Genomic DNA, 17,122 nt, shown 5'->3' with positions numbered 1-17,122 from the left:
GTCAACGGGTGGTGATCGGGCGGTGGCCCGGAAAGGACCTCACATGAGCCCCCAGACGTTCGTCCTCCCCGATGTCGGCGAGGGCCTCACCGAGGCCGAGATCGTGTCGTGGCGGGTCGCCCCGGGCGACGAGGTCGCCGTGAACGACGTCCTCGTCGAGATCGAGACCGCCAAGTCGCTCGTCGAGCTGCCGTCGCCGTTCTCCGGCGTGGTCGGCGACATCCTCGTCGATGAAGGCAAGACCGTGGATGTCGGGACCGCCATCATCACGATCGAGTCGAGGGTCGTCGGCAACTCCTCGACAGGCTCGGGGATCGCCGCCGGCGAGACGATCGGGCAGTCGGCGCACGGCGCCCCCGTGAGCGCCCCCGTGGCCGAGGAGGGCGGTGCCGTCCTCGTGGGCTACGGCACCGGCGGGCAGGTGACCTCTCGACGCCGTCCGCCCCAGAAGACCGCGCAGGAGCGGGTCGAGGCATCCGTCGGCGTCGTCGCCAAGCCGCCGATCCGCAAGCTCGCCCGCGACCTCGGCGTCGACCTCGCGGCCGTCGCGCCCACCGGCCCGGCCGGGGAGGTCACCCGCGACGACGTGATGAGGCAGGCGTCGCAGGCCAGCGTCTTCCGCAACATCCAGACGCCCGAGTGGTCCGAGGTCCGTGAGGAGACGATCCCGGTCGCCTCCGCCGCCGAGCCTGCCGACGACGTGGCATCGACCACCTCGGCGGACGCCCGCGAGGAGACGATCCCGGTCCGCGGTGTCCGCAAAGCCGTCGCGAGCGGCATGGTCCGCAGTGCATACTCGGCGCCGCATGTGTCCGTGTGGACCGACGTGGATGCGACCCGCACAATGGAGCTCGTCAAGCGGCTCAAGGCCTCGCCCGACTTCGCCGACGTCAAGGTCTCGCCGTTGCTGATCGTGGCGCGCGCGGTGATCTGGGCCGTCCGGCGCACACCGATGGTCAACGCGGCCTGGGTCGACACCGAGGACGGCGCCGAGATCCGCGTGCGCCATTACGTGAACCTCGGCATCGCGGCGGCGACGCCGCGCGGCCTCCTGGTCCCCAACATCAAGGACGCGCAGAACCTGAACACGCGCGAGCTCGCGCGGGCGCTCGAGAAGCTCACCGTCACCGCGCGCGAAGGCAGGGCGACGCCGGCCGACCAGCAGGGCGGCACGATCACGATCACGAACATCGGCGTGTTCGGGATGGATGCGGGCACCCCGATCATCAACCCCGGCGAGGCGGGCATCATCGCGATGGGCGCGATCCGCCAGAAGCCGTGGGTCGTGGACGGCGAGGTTCGCCCGCGCTGGGTGACGACGGTCTCCGGATCGTTCGACCACCGCGTGATCGACGGCGACGGCATCAGCCGTTTCGTGGCGGATGTCGCATCCGTCCTCGAGGAGCCGGCCCTCCTGCTCGACTGAGTTGAAGCGGGCCGCTTCGCGGCGCGCGGCAGATGTTGTCGAATGGGCTGTCCCTCGTCCATTTCGCTAGCTAGGCTAGCGAAATGGACGAGGGACAACTGGAGCTCAGTTCGCCGACCGGCCGGGAAGATGCTCTGCGCGCCGTCGAGCGCGACGGGCGGATGCCGTCCGTGCTCGTGCTCGGCGCCACGGGCTACATCGGCGGGCGGCTCGTCCCGCGGCTGCTGAACGCGGGCTACCGGGTGCGCGTGCTCGCACGCAGCGCCGCGCGCGTCGCTGCCTTCGACTGGGCAACGGGTGTCGAGGTCATCGAGGGGGATGCCTCCGACGCCGCAGCCGTGCGCGAGGCTGTGGCGGGCATCGACATCCTGTACTACCTCGTGCACTCCATGTCGGCGGGCAGCGGGTTCGAGGATGCCGATCGCCGCGTCGCGCAGACGGTCGCCGCAGCGGCGGCCGCGGCATCCGTCTCCCGCATCGTCTATCTCGGCGGGCTGCATCCCGACGGGCCCCTCTCGCGCCACCTGCGCTCGCGCGTGGAGGTCGGCGAGATCCTCCTCGCGAGCGGCGTGCCCACCATCGTGCTGCAGGCGGGAGTCGTCATCGGGTCGGGCTCCGCGTCGTTCGAGATGGTGCGCCACCTCACCGAGGTGCTGCCGTACATGCCGGCGCCGAAGTGGGTGCGCAACCGCATCCAGCCGATCGCCGTCCGCGATGTCATGCACTACCTGCTCGGTGCGGCGCGCGTCCCCGCCGACGTGAATCGGACCGTCGACATCGGCGGCCCCGACGTCCTGCGGTACGGACAGATGATGAACGGCTACGCCGTGGAGGCCGGGCTGCGGCAGCGGCCGATCGCTGCGCTTCCCGTGCTCACCCCGCGGCTCGCGTCGCACTGGGTGAATCTCGTCACCCCCATCCCGCGTTCCATCGCGCGGCCGCTCGTGGAGTCGCTGCAGCACGACTGCGTGATGCGCGACCACGACGTCGACGAGCTCATCCCGCCGCCCGAAGGCGGTCTGACCCCGTATCGGATGGCGGTCGCGCTGGCGCTGAGGCGCCTCGAGGTCGACGCCGTCGAGACGAGCTGGCAGGATGCCGAGGTCCTCGGCGTGCCGAGCGATCCGCTGCCGAGCGATCCCGAGTGGGCCGGCCGGACCGTGTTCACCGATGTGCGCGAGGAGGACACGTCCGCGTCGCAGGAGGAGCTGTGGGCCGTCATCGTCGGCATCGGCGGCGTGAACGGCTGGTACTCGACGCCGCTCCTGTGGGCGATGCGCGGGTGGCTGGACAAGCTCGTCGGCGGCGTGGGGCTGGCGCGCGGGCGGCGTCGTCGGACGAGCCTCGCGGTGGGCGACGCGCTCGACTTCTGGCGCGTCGAGGCTGTGGAGCCGGGACGGATGCTGCGCCTGCGCGCCGAGATGCGGGCGCCCGGGCTCGCGTGGCTCGAGCTCTACGCCGAGCCCCACGGCACCGGTGCGCGGTATCGGCAGCGGGCCGTCTTCTTCCCCAGCGGGCTGGCCGGGCGCCTGTACTGGGTGGGGCTGCTGCCCTTCCACGGTGTGATCTTCCGGGGTATGGCGAACCGGATCACGGCCACCGCCGCAGCCGATTTTGAGAACCATTATCAATAACGTACGGTGGGGGAGTGAAGAAGCTCACCCTGCTCGGCGTCGCCGCGATCGCGGCATCCGTCTTCGTGCTCGCGGGGTGCTCGAGCAGCTCACCGGTCGACGACGGCAAGGTGCACATCGTGGCGTCCACCGATGTCTACGGGCAGATCGCCCGGCAGATCGGAGGCGACGCCGTCTCGGTGACGTCTCTCATCACGTCTCCCAGCCAGGACCCGCATGAGTTCGAGCCGTCGGCCTCCGACCAGCTCGCGGTGAACCGCGCCGGCCTCGTCCTGCAGAACGGCGCCGGATACGACGCGTTCATGACCGGGCTGATCAAGACCAGCGGCACCAAGGCGCCCGTGCTGACGGCCGCGATCTACAACAGCGCATGGCGCGGCGGCGACCCCGCGCACGCGCCGGACGGCTTCAACGAGCACGTCTGGTACGACCCGGCGACCATGACGACCTTCGCGACCGCGATCGCCGAGGAACTCGAGAACCTCACCCCGACCTCGTCCGCAGCCATCAAGAAGCGGCTGGCGACGTTCGTCGCCGAGACCGGCACGCTCAGTGCCGAACTGCGCGACATCGCCACCAAGCACAGCGGCGAGGACGTCTTCGCCACCGAGCCCGTGCCCGTCTACATGACCGAGGCGGCGGGGCTCGTCGATGTGACCCCCACCGCGTTCAGCGAAGCCGTCGAAGCCGGCTCCGACGTGCCGCCGGCGACTCTGCTCGAGGCGCGCGACATCCTCCGGAAGGGTCGGGTCAAGGTGGTCATCGTCAATGCGCAGGCCGGCGGCGCCGAGACGACCGCCGTGATCGAGCAGGCGAAGGGGCTCGGCATCCCCGTGATGTCCGTCACGGAGACGCTCCCGCGCGGCCTCACGTACAGCGGGTGGATGCAGCGGAACGTCCTCGCCCTCGCCAAGGCGCTCAGGTGAACCCGCTCGAGATCACGGGCGCCGCGCTGCGGCGCGGCGGCAGGACGCTGTGGAGCGGGCTCGATCTCACGGTGCGTCCCGGCGAGCTCATCGCGGTGCTCGGCCCGAGCGGCTCGGGCAAGACGACGCTGCTGCGCTCGATCCTCGGGCTCGAGCGTCTCTCGGAGGGCGAGATCGTCGCGCTCGGCGAGCCCGTGCGGCGTGCCGGCAACCGTCGTATCGGGTACGTGCACCAGCAGCGGCCGCTCCCGCGCGACACCGCTCTGCGCGGGCGCGACCTCGTCGGCCTCGGGGTGGACGGCCACCGCTTCGGGCTGCCGATCCCGCGCCGTGGCACGCGCAAGCGGGTGGACGAGCTGATCGACGCCGTGGGCGGCACGGCGTTCGCCGACCGCCCGGCCGGGACCCTCTCCGGCGGCGAGCAGCAGCGGCTGCGGATCGGGCAGGCCCTCGCGGACAACCCGGGACTTCTGCTGTGCGACGAGCCCCTCACGAGCCTCGATCTCGCGAACCAGCGGGCAGTGGTCACGCTCATCGACCAGCATCGGAGGGATGCGCAGGCCGGCGTCCTGCTCGTGACCCACGACATCAACCCCTTGCTGGGGCAGGTGGACCGCATCCTGTATCTCGCGCACGGGCGCTTCACGCTGGGCACGCCCGACGAGGTGCTGCGGACCGAGGTGCTCACGAGCCTGTACGGCGCACCCGTGTTCGTGCTGCGCGCCGGCGGACGACTCGTCGTCATCGGCGCCCCCGATGCCGAGGAGGCGCACCACCACGCCGGCGACCACGATCACGACCACGACGGAGAGGGGGCGCACGCGTGAGCGGGAACGACATCTGGAACGCCATGTTCGGCGGCCTCTCGCAGTACGGCGACATCCTCGCGCTGGTCGCGAACTCCGTGTGGGCAGGCGCCATCCTCGGTCTCGTCGGAGGCCTCATCGGCGTCTTCGTCATGCAGCGAGACATGGCGTTCGCGGTACACGGCATCAGCGAGCTGTCGTTCGCGGGTGCCGCGGCGGCGCTGCTGTTCGGATTCGACGTCGTCACGGGCTCGATCATCGGCTCGATCATCGCGGCGGCCGCGATCGGATGGCTCGGCGCGCGCGCCCGCGATCGGAACTCGATCATCGGCGTGCTGATGCCGTTCGGGCTCGGTCTCGGCATCCTGTTCCTCTCGCTGTACAACGGGCGCAGCGCCAACCGGTTCAGCCTGCTCACGGGCCAGATCGTGTCGGTGCAGTCCAGCCAGCTCGGGTGGCTCGCCGGCATCTCGATCGTCGTGCTGCTGGGGCTCCTGCTCGTGTGGCGCCCCCTGCGCTTCGACTCGCTCGACCCGCAGGCCGCGGCGGCGCGGGGGGTTCCGGTGCGGGCCGTCTCGCTGCTGTTCATGCTGCTGCTCGGGCTCATCGTCGCCGTCGCCGTGCACATCATCGGCGCGCTGCTCGTCATGGCGCTCCTCGTGACGCCGGCCGCGGCTGCGATGCGGATCGCCGCGGGGCCGCTCGCCGTGCCGCTGCTCGCGGCCCTCTTCGGGTTCGTCTCGGCGGTCGGCGGCATCATGCTTGCGATCGCCGGCACGCTGCCGGTGAGCCCGTACATCACGACGGTCTCGTTCGTGATCTACCTCGTGTGCCGTGCCGTCGGCGCCCGTCGCGACCGGGTCAGCCGCGCGGAGTAGTCCTCCCCGGCTTCGTCCAAACGATGTCGTAGGCTTCACGGGTGCGCCTGTGGATCCGACGGTCCGCGGCGCGGGCGAGCCTGCTGACGGCCATGGCGGCGGTCTGCCTCGTCGTCGGGTGTCTCGCGATCACGATGATCGGCGCCGTGATGCTGACGCAGGCGCCCGCGGTCCGCGAGACGCTGTCGCACGCCCCGGCGAAGACCACCGGGGTCGAGGCGCAGACGCCCGTGGAGGATGACCGGGCTGCGCAGGACGCGGCGGTGCATCGGCGCGTCGCATCCCTCTTCCCGGGACTCGGCATGCGCATCGCGACGCGTGTCGACACGACTCCGCTGGGCCTGTCGGCGGCAGACGCCGCGAAGGCCGGCGTCGCGTCGGTCGTCCTGCTGCAGGACGACCCGGAGGTGCGCGACGCCGTGAGGGCGACCGCGGGTCACGCGGGCGTCGGACCGGGCACGGTGGCGATCCAGGATGCGGCCGCGAAGCGCCTCGGAGTCGGCGTCGGAGACACGATCACCATCCCCTCCTCGAACGGAGACGTGACCCTCGAGGTGACGGCGACGTGGCTGCCGAACGACCCGGCCGCACCGCTCTGGTTCGGCGATCCGAGCGTCGTGCGCGGCGAGGCCGACGACGCCGTCGGTCCGTTCATCGTGGACGCCGAGACCCTCGCCCGCTTCAGCACGGTCCCGATCGTCAACTGGATCGTGACTCCGCCCGACGACACGGCGCCCGCGGAGGTCGCGACGCTCGCCTCCGGCTTCGACCGGCTGCCCGCCGCGCTGGGCGCGGACCCCGTGGTGACGTCGTCGCAGGTGACGGTCATCGGCGACGGGGCGCAGACCGCGCACAGCATGCAGGATGCGATGGATGCCGCGGCATCCGTCCTCCCGCTTCCCGTCGCGATCCTCGCCGTCGGGACGGTGCTTGCCCTCGTGCTGCTCGCGCGGCTGCTCACCGACGTCCGCGCCGCGGAGACGACGCTGCTGCGCGCCCGCGGGGCGGCGACCGGCGTCGTGGTCGGGGCGACGGCCGCGGAGTCGGCGGTGGTGTCGGTCGTCGGGGCGCTCGTGGGCACGGGCGTCGCGCTGCTGATCCTCGGGCTCGTCTACGGACGGATGCCGGCCCCCTGGGTCGTCGTCATCCCACCGCTGGCCGTCGGCCTCGCGGCGGTGGGCGTCGCCGCGGCCGTCGCCTTCGGAGCCGCGCGCTCGGCCCTCGGAGCTGCGGCCGACTCGGGCAGGGCGCGCTCGGCCGTGTCGACCGGACTCACCGTGCTCGTCGCGCTGGCGGCGGCCTTCGCGCTGTGGCGGTTCCTCGCGGCGCCGGCGTCGGGCGGATCGGATGCGGCGGCCGTCCTGGCTCCGCCGCTCGCTCTGCTCGCCGCCGCGCTCATCGGCCTCGCGGCGTTCGGCCCGCTCGCGCGCGTGTTCGACGCGATCGGCGCCCGCGCGCACCGGTTCGACATCGCGCTGCCCGCGCGCCAGCTCGGCCGAGGCCTCGGCTTCTTCACGGCGCCGGCGGCGCTGGTCGTGCTCGCGATCGCCGCGGGCGTCCTCGGCGCGGGCTATCAGGGCACGTGGGCGTCCTTCAACCTGTCGGCGGCCATCGCCGTCAACGGATCGGACCTGCGCGTTGACACGGCATCCGTCGGTCCCCTGCGCGCCGCGGGCGATTCGATCGACGCGCCCGCCTACGCCGCGCTGCCGGGGGTGACGGCCGCCGTTCCGGTCATGGTCGTGCCCGCCGCGGTCGGCGACGCGCCCGTGTCCGCTGTCGGGGTGGCGTCGTCGCGGCTGGAATCGGTGGAGGCCGCCGCCGCGGAGTCGCTCGACCTCGCTGCGATCCGCGCCGACCTCCCGGCACCGAAGACGACGGGTGAGCCCGCCCTGCCGCGCAGCTCGACGGCCCTCGAGGTGACGACGAGCATGACGGGCGCCGCGTCTGCGCAGGCCACCCTGTGGCTGTGCGACGACGGCGGCGAGCTGATCCCCCTCGCGGTGCCGGCGACGGGATCGGTCCGCCTCGACGCCCCGGTCGCCACCGGCCAGTGGCACCTGGTCGCCGTCGACGTGGTGACCGCAGGTGCCGGAACCTGGACCCTGGACACCCTCGACGCCGTGACCCCCGCCGGCACGACGGCGCTGCTCGGCTCGGCATCCGGCTGGAAGCTCGTCCCCGAGCCGTTCGGCACGCCACCCGGCGACACCGCCGTGCGGAGCGGGATCGGGATGCGGACCCCCTCCGTCGTCGGGACGAGCGCGCGGCTCATGCCCGGACATGCCGCTGCGCCGGACGTCGTGATGACCGATGCCTTCGCCCACAGCCACGGCCAGAGCCACGGCGCCTCCGTCGACCTCGAGGGCGACTGGTGGTCGGTGACCGCGAGGGTGGCCGGCACCGTCCCGGTGGTCCCGGGCACCGTCCAGGACCAGGCCGTCCTCTTCGACCTGCCCACGCTGCAGCGGGCGATCCTCCGCGCCAGTTCGACGCCGACGGCCGCGAACCAGGCGTGGGTCGCGAGCGGCGACCCGGGAACCGTGCTGCCGCTCGCCCAGCGGGCCTCCGGCGGATCCGCCACGGTCACGGTCGCCGACACCGCCTTCGCCGCCCGGTTCGTCGGGAGCGCGTTCGTCGGCGTCGCCCTCGGCGGCCTGGCCGTCATCGCCCTCGCGATCATCGCGCTCGCCGCGGTGGCGGCCGCGCTCCTGCGTCGGCGCCGCAACGAGATCGTGGTGCTGCGCGCTCTCGGATTCAGCACACGGCAGCAGGTGCGCACGCGCCGTGCCGAGCTGGCGTGCGTCGCCATCGCAGCAGGCGCGCTCGGCGCCCTCGCGGGGCTCGTCGTCACCTGGCTCGTCGCACCCGCCCTCGCCCGCCGGACGGTCGTCAACGCTCCCGACGCGCTGCCGGCCCCCGTCTCCGTCGATCTCGTGTGGCTCGCGGCCGCGGTCGTCGTCGTCGCGGTGGCCGCGGCATCCGTCATCGCCGTCTACGGCGCGACCATCCGCCGCCAGGCCGCCGACACCGAATACCGGGAGGAGACGCGATGAGGCTCCTCCTCAAGCAATGGGCGGCGTTCCGCGGAGCGCTCATCGCGCTCGCGGTCGTCGTGCTCGTGGCGACGTTCGCCGTGGTGGCGTGGCCGCGCGCGGTGACCGGGCTGCTCACCCGCGACGTGCAGTACAGCGTCGATGCTCCCTCCGCGGGCATCACCGCGGTGCAGACCACCGTGCACGCGCTGCCGGCGCCTGTCGATGGGACGCTCGTCGGCGGCTCGGGCGGCTGGGTGTGGGATTACTTCGGATCGACGCTCCACGGCACCTACAGGTCGATGTCTCAGCCGCTGCGCTCGGCCCTGCACGCGCCCCAATGGACTGCCCGGACAGCTCCGCTCACCACGTCGGGGCCGCGCCCGGCCACCGCGTATCAGGTGCAGCTCGAGGCGTTCGCGCAGCTGCGTGAGGAGGCGAAGCTCGTCCAGGGGCAGTGGCCGGCGGCGTATGAACCACATCTCCGGCCTGCCCCTGCCGACTCGGGTTCGCTGCCTGCGGGGGTCGTCTACCCGTCACGCATGGTGCCCACGACGGCGCCGATCGAGATCGTCATGACCGCCGAGTCGGCCAAGGCGATGAAGCTCGCCATCGGCGACACGCGGCCTCTCTCGATGGACCTGAGCACACAGCCGGTGAAACTCGTCGGGATCATCCGGCCGCGCGATCCTTCGGCTCCGTACTGGGAGCTGCAGTTCCAGCGTGCTCACCCGTCGGATGTGCAGCTCGGCGACGCGGGCTCGCGCATCACGGCGACCGCCTGGCTCGACCCCGCCCCGTGGGGCGAGATGCAGTACTCGTTCACGAGCGACGCGCTCGGCTGGTTCGCCGCGAAGGCAGAGGCGATCACCTGGCAGAACCTCACGCCCGTGCACGCGCAGCTCGCGGCATTCCTGGCGAGCCCGCACGAGAAGCCCGGCGTCTGGATCCCGCTCCGGTACACCACACAGCTCGACGGGCTGCTGGCCGGTCTCGCGTCCGGCGGCACCTCGTTGCAGACGCTGCTCATCCTGCTGGCGACCGCGCCGCTGGGCGCGGCGATCGCGGTGCTCGTCCTCGGCTCGGAGCTGCTCGTCGATCGACGTCGGGCCGTCCTGACGCTGCTGTCGGCGCGCGGAGCGTCCTCCTGGTGGATCCGCAGCCGCATGGCGATCGAGGGCCTCGTCGCCGCGATTCCGGCGGCCATCGTCGGAGCCGTCGCCGCCGTGCTCGCAACCTCTGGACCGATGGATGCCGCCGCGGTGGTGGGCGCAGCATCCTGTGCCGTCCTGCCCGCCGTGATCCTGGCGGCGCTCGCACGGCCCGCCGAGCGCGCCACCCGCCCGCGCCGCCGACGGTGGCGATGGGTGCTGGAGGTGCTGGTGCTCGCGGCGACCGCGGCAGCGATGGTCACCCTCGCCGAGCGCGGTGTCGCGCCGGGCGGTGTGGATCCGCTGCTCGTGCTGACGCCTCTGCTGATCATGCTGAGTGCGGCCGTCGTCGTGCTGCGGCTGTACCCGCTGCCGCTGCGGGCTCTGCACGGTGCGCTTCGCAGGGGCCGCGGCGCGATCGGCCTGATCGGGGCGTCCCGCAGCGTGCGCGGCATCCGGACGTCCCTCATCCCGGTGCTCGTGGTGCTCGTCGGCGTGGCGACCGCCGTCTTCTCGGCCGTCGCGTTCCAGACAGAGCGCGCCGGCGTGACGCGGGCGGCCCTCGCGCACGCGGGCGCCGACGTCAGCATCGGAGACGACGGCCTGACGGCGGCGCAGGCCACCCGCATCCGGGCCGTTCCCGGCGTCTCGGAGATCGGCGTGGTCCGCAGCGCGGGCTATGCGGGGATCTCGAACGGCACGGGCTCCGACTTCGTCGAGGTGCTGGTCGCCGATACCGCCCGGCTGACGCAGATCCAGGCCGGGCTTCCGGAGGATGCGCGCGTCCCCGACCTCTCGCACACGGTGGACGGCAGGACGCCCATCGTCGTGGGCAACTGGGAGGGAGCGACCGGTCCCGGCGACGTCACACTGACCGCGGGAACCGAGACGCCTGCCCGCGTCGTCTCGGTGACGACCTCGCTCGGCGTCGCCGCGCCGCACTCCGCCTGGATCCTCGTCGACGCGACGCATGTGCCCGACGGGCTGGACACGCCCGTGCAGGCCGGGGCGCTCGCGGCGCTCGATGCGGCCCATTCGACGGGTGCGGATGCCGGGGCCGCCACGGCGGCGATCGCGAAGATCGTCGGCTCGGGTGCGGCGATCGACAGCGCGGCCGCGCAGGAGGACGTCATCCGATCAGCCCCCGCCGTCGCCGGCGTCGAGACCGCGCTGATGATCGCCACCGCGCTCGGGGCGGCGTTGGCGATCATCGCCCTGGTGCTCACGCTCGTCACGGGGGCGCGCGAGCGGATCCGGCTCGTGGGCACGCTGCGCACCCTCGGATTCGATCGCCGCCAGACCACCGGGCTCGTCGTGTGGGAGGTCGCGCCGATCCTCCTCACCGGTCTCGTCGGCGGGCTGGTCGCGGGCCTGCTGCTGCCCTACGCCGTGCTGGCGCCGCTCGACCTGTCATCGCTCACCGGCGGCGCACGGCCCCTGATCACGGTCGATCCGCTGATCATCTCGCTCGTCCTCGTCGTGTTCGTCGTCGTGGTCGCCGCCGCGGTGGCGCTCGCGGTCTGGATCGCATCGACCCGCAGCCCCGCCTCCGTGCTGCGCGTGGGAGAGGAAGAATGACGCTCATGGAACCGGCCATCCTGTGCACGGACCTCGTGCGCATCTATGCGACCGACGGCATCGAGGTGCAGGCGCTGCAGGGGCTGAACCTGCGCGTCGACCCGGGTGAGATGGTGGCGATCGTCGGCGCATCGGGCTCGGGCAAGTCGACGCTTCTCGGGATCGTCTCCGGCCTCGACCGGCCCACGGCGGGCTCCGCCGTCGTCGCCGGCGCGGACCTCACGACCATGACCCGGCAGCAACGGCTGGAATACCGCCGCCACACCGTCGGGTTCGTCTGGCAGCAGACCGGGCGCAATCTGCTGCCGTACCTGACCGCGGCGGAGAACATCGCGATGGCGCGGACCGTGGCCGGAGCGAAGAGGGATGCGTCGGAGGAGAAGCGCCTGCTCGAGCTGCTCGAGGTCGAGGACGTCGCCGACCGCACTCCGGCGCAGATGTCGGGCGGACAGCAGCAGCGCGTCGCCATCGCGGTGGCGCTCGCCAACAGTCCGACCGTGCTGCTCGCCGACGAGCCGACCGGCGAGCTCGACGAGTCCACGAGCGCGGAGGTGCTCGAGGCCATGCGCAGCGTCAATCGCGAGCTCGGAGTGACGGTCCTGATCGTCACGCACGACCCGACGGTGTCGGAGCACGTGCGCCGCACGGTGCAGATCCGCGACGGCCGCACCTCGACCGAGACACTGCGCCGTATCGGCGACGGTGGCGAGCACGTCATCGCCGAGGAGTTCGCGGTCATCGACCGCGTCGGCCGACTCCAGCTGCCGCGCGAGTACGTCTCGGCTCTCGAGCTGCAGGACCGCGTGCGGCTGGCGCTCGAACCCGACCACCTGACCGTGTGGCCCGGGCACGAGAGGCAGGCGGACGCCGCCCCTGCTGAGGAGGACGACCATGAGTGACGAGCATCCCGAGCAGGTCCTGCGGCGGCGCAGCCGCGGGGCCTCGCCGTCGACCGCGGAGATCGCGATCGTCGCGCCCCCGCAGGAGGCCGCTCCCGTGCTGCGCGCCGAGTCGGTCACTCGCGTGTTCGGGCACGGCGCATCGGAGGTCGTCGCCGTCGACGGCGTGAGCCTCGCCGTCGGCGCCGGGGAGCTCCTCATCGTCAAGGGCCGCTCCGGCAGCGGCAAGACCACCCTCCTGAACCTGCTGGGCGGACTCGACCGCCCGACCTCCGGCGCGGTGCACCTCTGCGACCTCGAGCTGAGCTCGGTGCCCGAGGCCAGGCTCGTTGAGACTCGGCGAAGCGACCTCGGCTTCGTCTTCCAGACGTTCGGGCTGATTCCGGTGCTCTCGGCGGCCGAGAACGTCGAGGTGCCGCTGCGCCTGCTGGGCCTCGGCCCCGCAGAGCGCGATGCGCGGGTCGCGGAGCTGCTGGATGCCGTCGGCCTCACGGCCCAGGCATCCCAGCGTCCGCCCGAGCTGTCCGGCGGGCAGCAGCAGCGCGTCGGCATCGCCCGTGCGCTCGCCGCCCGCCCGCGTGTGCTGCTCGCCGACGAGCCCACCGGCCAGCTCGACAGCATGACCGGCGCAGCGATGATGGACCTCCTCGTCGCCCTCGTCCACCGCGAGGGCGTCGCCGCCGTCGTCACGACGCACGACCCGCTGCTCATGGCCCGCGCCGACCGCGTGCTCGAGCTCCACGACGGCCGGGTCACGCTGCCGGAGCCCGCCTAGCCCCTCCCGCGAACCCGCATCCAATTCCCCAGCCCGCCTCGCCCCTGCCGCCAGCCCGCCTCGCACCTGCCGCGAACCCGCATCCAATTCCCCAGCCCGCATCCGTTTCGCGCGAATTGGGTGCGGGTTCGGGAAACGAATGCGGGCTCGCGACCGGGAGCGGCGGGCCGGGAGCGACGACCGGGAGCGGCGACCGGGGGCGGCGACCGGGGTGCGGGGGTCCGGGCTCGCGACCGGGATAGGTGCCTCCCACCAGATGCCCAGCGCCCGCGCGTAGAATCCCGCGGGTGGCACAGCGGAACACGTGGCAGCGCGAGCGGGTGCGCGAGGCTCTCGCCGATGCCCGGGGCTTCGTGAGCGCGCAGTCGCTCCACGCGACCCTGCGCACCGAGAACACCGGCATCGGACTGGCGACGGTGTACCGCACGCTGTCCGGTCTTGCGGCACAGGGCGAGGCAGACTCGCTCCAGTCGCCCGAGGGCGAGGCGCTGTACCGCGCGTGCACCACGACCGGCCACCATCACCACCTCATCTGCCGGTCCTGCGGTCTCACCGTCGAGATCGCCGCGACGGATGTCGAGCAGTGGGCGCGCCAGACCGCGGCCTCACACGGCTTCACCCAGGCCGAGCACGTGGTCGACATCTTCGGACTCTGTGCGACATGCACCGCGGCTCGGAATCTCGAGCGTGACGCAGACTGATCCGTCGGCGGGGCTTCGCCGACGGGACTACCGCTCATCCCTGAGCGGAAGTGAGGCGAGCCCGGCATCCGTCACCGCGACGGTCGCCGACGAACCCGCCGTCACCACGCCGACCCCGACCCCGCCCGTCCCCGCCTGGACCCCCAAGACCGTCCGCATCGGACCGACGTTCAGCGCCCGCGCCGCGGTCGGCATCGTGATCGGCCTCGGCGTCGTCGCCGGCCTGTTCGCCCTGAACGCCCTGGTGCAGGGCCCGTCGCTGCCGACGCGCCTGCAGGACGGACTGACCCTCTCCATCAGCGTCCTGATCGAGTCGCTGCCGTTCGTGGTGCTCGGCGTCGTGCTGTCGATCGTCGTCCAGGTGTGGGTGCCGCCCGGGGCGATCGAGCGATGGATGCCGCGTGCCGGCTGGGCTCGCCGCCTGACGCTGTCGCTCCTCGGCATCATCGTGCCGGTGTGCGAGTGCGGCAACGTCCCGTTCGCCCGCGGCCTCATGATGCGCGGGTTCTCGGTCGCCGAGACCCTCACGTTCCTCGTCGCGGCTCCCATCGTCAGCCCGATCGTCATCATCTCGACGTACCAGGCGTTCGGGTTCAGCGACGGCATCCTGGTCGCCCGCATCCTGGGCGGCTTCGTGATCGCGAACCTCATCGGCTGGCTGTATGCGCGGCACCCGAACCCCGATCAGCTGCTGACCGAGCGCTTCCGCGCGACCTGCGAGGTCGTCGAGCACGAGCAGGGCGGCAAGTGGCGCCGCAGCGCCGCGCAGTTCTTCATCGAGCTGCGCGCCGTGATGCCGGCGCTCATCATCGGATCCGCGCTCGCCGGCGCCGTGCAGGTGCTCATCCCGCGCCAGGCCCTCCTCGCGATCGGCTCGAACCCCGTGCTGTCGATCGTCGCCATGATCGCACTCGCGATGATCGTGTCGATCTGCTCCAACGTCGACGCCTTCTTCGCCCTGTCGTTCGCGTCGACATTCACTCCGGGCGCGATCACCGCGTTCCTCATCGTCGGCCCCCTCGTCGACGTCAAGATGCTGGCGCTCCTGCGCACCACGTTCACCACGCGGGTGCTCGTCGGCATGGTGGTGACCGTCGTGCTGTCGGCGTTCGCCATCGGGATCGGGGTGAACCTTCTTGCGTAGCATCCGTCGCCGCTCTCTCGCGGTCCGCTGGCTCGGCGCGGGCCTCGCCGCGATCCTCGCCGTCGTCACCCTCGCGCTGTTCGCCACGGGTCGTCTCGGCCTCTACGTCAACCCGGCCGGCAGCTGGTTCGCCGTCTCGATGGCGGTCGTGCTGCTCATCGGAGCCGTCCTCAGCTGCGCCCTCCCGCTCGGCGCGGAGGACGACCACGGTCACGACCACGGCGATCACGACCATGACCACGACGCCAGCCGCATCGGCGCCGGCATCGCGCTCACGGGCGGTGCCGTGGCATCCGTGGTCGCCGTGGCGGTGCTCGTCACGCCGCCGGCGACGCTCTCCGCCCAGCTGGCGATGTCGAGGGATGCGGGCGCCCCGCCGCTGTTCGCCGGATCCGACACCGTGAGCCTCGCGGTCTCGGGCGACACGTCGCACTTCGGCGTCGGCGACTGGGCCGCGGTGTTCGCGACAGCGACCAGCACCGACTCGTTCGAGGGCGACCCGGTGACGCTCACCGGCTTCGCCACTCCCGCCTCGAACGGCTCGGGCTTCGATCTCACCCGCCTCGTGATCACGCACTGCGTGATCGACGCCCGGCCGGCGAGCGTGCCGATCGCCGCCTCGGGGCACGTCCCCTCGGCGGGCGCCTGGGTGACGGTGACCGGCACCGTGCGGACGACCCGCGACGGCACGCTCGAGATCGACGCGACCAGCGTGCAGGGAGTCGCCCAGCCCAAGGACCCGTATGAGTACTGAGGGTCGACGCGGTCCGCGGAACCCGCGCAGGCGGGGCTTCTTCGTCGGCTTCGCGGTCGTCGCGGTCGCTCTTGTCGGGGTGAGCCTCGTCGGTGCCGCGGTGAGCTCGCTGCAGGGACCGCGGGTCACGGCGACGCAGACGGATCCCGCTGCGGCGGTCGAGGCATCCGGCTCCCGCGTCATCCTGACGACCAACCAGATGCTGCACAAGGTCCAGCCGTCGCAGGTCACGGTGACGCCGGCGGCGCCGTTCACGGTCGACACGTCCGGGCGCAGCGTCGGTGTGCGCTTCACGCTCCCGCTGCACGACCGCACGGCGTACACGGTGACGATCAAGGATGTCGCGGGCTATGGCGGCGGCCCGGCGACGACGCTCACGACCGACTTCCGCACGCCCTCGATGGACGTCTACCTGCTGCAGCGCAGCTCGACGGGCGACAGGATCCTGCGCACCGGCCTCGACGGCAAGGCGGCGCACGTCGTCTTCCGAAACGCCCACATCGAGGACTTCCGCGCGACGAGCTCGCACCTCGTCGCATCCGTCGCCGACTCTTCCGGCAATGCCCGCCTCATCGTGACCGATCTCGACGGCAGGCACCCCCGCGAGCTGCCGATGCCCGGCGAGGGCACCATCCTCGACCTGCAGAGCGCCGACCGCGGCGAGCTGATCGGCTACACGTACTCGGATGCGCAGCTCGGCAACGGCACCGGACGCGAGAGCGCGCTCTACACGGCATCGCTGAAGGATGCCGCGGCGAAGGCGAAGCCTGTCGCGGTGCCCGTGAGCGGCACGGAGCATCGCATCGCCGACTGGCGCTTCGTGCCCGACACCGACCGCATCCTGCTCCTGACCTACGATGGCCGGCTCATCCTCGGCGGTGCCACGGGCAAGGGAGCCGACATGGGCACGGCCACGACGATCGACGGCATCGCGCGCGGCTCGTCGCGGGCCGTCATCGAGCGCCCGGACGGGATGTTCACGGTCGACCTCACGAACGGCAGGCAGTCGACGCTCGCCGACGCCCAGGGCGTCACGGGCACGCAAGGCGTCGTCACGCCTCTGCCCGCCGCCGGCACGGTCCGGCCGTACTCGACGATCGACGCGTCGGGCGTCGTTCAGGGGACTTCGGTCACGATCGTGGCCGACGACGGCACGGCGACACCCGTCTTCCGGGTGCCGGGAACGGATGCCGTCGTCCAGACGTGCGCCTCGCCGAGCGGCCGCTACCTCGCCGTGATCGTCAGCCCGGACGTCGTGAACAACCCGTTCGACAGCTACGGCCTGCCGATGCCGCGCACCGTGATCACGCACGTCATCGACCTCGGCGCGAAGTCCCAGATCTCGGCGCTGCGCGGCTTCGCGATCTCGTGGTGTCAGGTCCCTCCGCAGGCGGTGCAGTGACCCTCGTCGCCGC

Annotated in this window: 13 protein-coding genes; all 13 read left to right on the top strand. The window is 72.3% G+C overall.

The window, feature by feature from the left end; genetic code table 11:
* Positions 1 to 43: 43 nt before the first annotated feature.
* The 13 genes from AC0NZN_RS15210 (at position 44) to AC0NZN_RS15150 (ending at position 17,109) form a co-directional block, all read left to right on the top strand.
* Positions 44 to 1,426 carry a dihydrolipoamide acetyltransferase family protein gene (locus AC0NZN_RS15210; RefSeq protein ID WP_474593153.1) on the top strand — a complete coding sequence of 461 codons (1,383 nt, stop codon included), beginning with the start codon at positions 44 to 46 and terminating at the stop codon, positions 1,424 to 1,426.
* An 83-nt stretch (positions 1,427 to 1,509) separates the two neighbouring features.
* Positions 1,510 to 3,060: an SDR family oxidoreductase gene (locus AC0NZN_RS15205; RefSeq protein WP_474593152.1), complete on the top strand. Its 1,551-nt coding sequence runs from the start codon at positions 1,510 to 1,512 to the stop codon at positions 3,058 to 3,060.
* A gap of 14 nt (positions 3,061 to 3,074) precedes the next feature.
* A complete protein-coding gene (locus tag AC0NZN_RS15200; protein ID WP_474593151.1) occupies positions 3,075 to 3,986 on the top strand; it encodes a metal ABC transporter solute-binding protein, Zn/Mn family in 912 nt (303 codons plus the stop codon).
* The gene (locus tag AC0NZN_RS15195) at positions 3,983 to 4,813 is read left to right on the top strand and encodes a metal ABC transporter ATP-binding protein (RefSeq protein WP_474593150.1); all 831 of its coding nucleotides are present in this window, start codon (positions 3,983 to 3,985) and stop codon (positions 4,811 to 4,813) included. Before AC0NZN_RS15200 ends, AC0NZN_RS15195 begins: the two co-directional genes overlap by 4 nt.
* Positions 4,810 to 5,670: a metal ABC transporter permease gene (locus AC0NZN_RS15190; protein WP_474593149.1), complete on the top strand. Its 861-nt coding sequence runs from the start codon at positions 4,810 to 4,812 to the stop codon at positions 5,668 to 5,670. Before AC0NZN_RS15195 ends, AC0NZN_RS15190 begins: the two co-directional genes overlap by 4 nt.
* 41 nt (positions 5,671 to 5,711) lie before the next feature.
* Positions 5,712 to 8,726, top strand: coding sequence for an FtsX-like permease family protein (locus AC0NZN_RS15185; RefSeq protein WP_474593148.1), 3,015 nt, complete (start codon positions 5,712 to 5,714; stop codon positions 8,724 to 8,726).
* Positions 8,723 to 11,434, top strand: a complete 2,712-nt coding sequence (locus tag AC0NZN_RS15180; protein WP_474593147.1) for an FtsX-like permease family protein — start codon at positions 8,723 to 8,725, stop codon at positions 11,432 to 11,434. The genes AC0NZN_RS15185 and AC0NZN_RS15180 overlap by 4 nt, the downstream gene beginning before the upstream one ends.
* A 5-nt stretch (positions 11,435 to 11,439) precedes the next feature.
* Complete coding sequence (locus AC0NZN_RS15175; protein WP_474593146.1) at positions 11,440 to 12,333, top strand: ABC transporter ATP-binding protein; 894 nt, start codon at positions 11,440 to 11,442, stop codon at positions 12,331 to 12,333.
* Entirely contained in the window at positions 12,326 to 13,108 is a 783-nt protein-coding gene (locus tag AC0NZN_RS15170; RefSeq protein ID WP_474593145.1) for an ABC transporter ATP-binding protein, read from the top strand. Before AC0NZN_RS15175 ends, AC0NZN_RS15170 begins: the two co-directional genes overlap by 8 nt.
* Before the next feature lie 287 nt (positions 13,109 to 13,395).
* On the top strand, positions 13,396 to 13,809 hold the full coding sequence (locus AC0NZN_RS15165) for a Fur family transcriptional regulator (protein WP_474593144.1): 414 nt from the start codon (positions 13,396 to 13,398) through the stop codon (positions 13,807 to 13,809).
* Between the two features lie 193 nt (positions 13,810 to 14,002).
* Positions 14,003 to 14,953: a permease gene (locus AC0NZN_RS15160; protein ID WP_474593186.1), complete on the top strand. Its 951-nt coding sequence runs from the start codon at positions 14,003 to 14,005 to the stop codon at positions 14,951 to 14,953.
* A complete protein-coding gene (locus tag AC0NZN_RS15155; protein WP_474593143.1) occupies positions 14,946 to 15,707 on the top strand; it encodes a TIGR03943 family putative permease subunit in 762 nt (253 codons plus the stop codon). The genes AC0NZN_RS15160 and AC0NZN_RS15155 overlap by 8 nt, the downstream gene beginning before the upstream one ends.
* Positions 15,697 to 17,109 carry a hypothetical protein gene (locus tag AC0NZN_RS15150; RefSeq protein ID WP_474593142.1) on the top strand — a complete coding sequence of 471 codons (1,413 nt, stop codon included), beginning with the start codon at positions 15,697 to 15,699 and terminating at the stop codon, positions 17,107 to 17,109. The genes AC0NZN_RS15155 and AC0NZN_RS15150 overlap by 11 nt, the downstream gene beginning before the upstream one ends.
* The last annotated feature ends 13 nt before the right edge of the window (positions 17,110 to 17,122 follow it).

Source organism: Microbacterium sp. sgz311019, assembly GCF_056135325.1.
The sequence above is the reverse complement of the archived record's forward strand: the minus strand, read 5'-3'. Positions and strand labels throughout refer to the sequence as shown.